Annotated in this window: 1 pseudogene; it reads left to right on the forward strand. The window is 64.2% G+C overall.

Features of this window, described 5'->3' with window-relative positions:
• Positions 1 to 296, forward strand: a pseudogene (locus tag KVT28_RS24850) (cell wall metabolism sensor histidine kinase WalK); the annotation flags it as partial.

Raw genomic sequence — 296 nt, forward strand, 5'->3', positions numbered from 1 at the left:
GGGCCTTGCACCTCTTGCCGTTGGCTGCTTTGCCGGCGGCATGGCGGGCCTTCTACTGCTGGCGAGTCTGTGGCTGGAGCAGCAAATTTCACGTCCGATGGAGCGCATGTGCCGACAGGCATTGAGCGTGGCGACCGGCGCCAGCCATAAAGTGGAGCAGATCGACCGCGTCGATGAGATTGGCGTGTCGCTGCGCGCCATCGGCCAGCTTGGTCTGATGTTCCGCTGGCTGGTGGGTGATGTCAGCGGCCAGGCGATCAACGTGCTGTGCGCCAGCGATGCCATTGCGCGCAGCA

The sequence above is a fragment of the Pantoea sp. GbtcB22 genome (assembly GCF_019091025.1).
Taxonomy (GTDB): domain Bacteria; phylum Pseudomonadota; class Gammaproteobacteria; order Enterobacterales; family Enterobacteriaceae; genus Pantoea; species Pantoea leporis.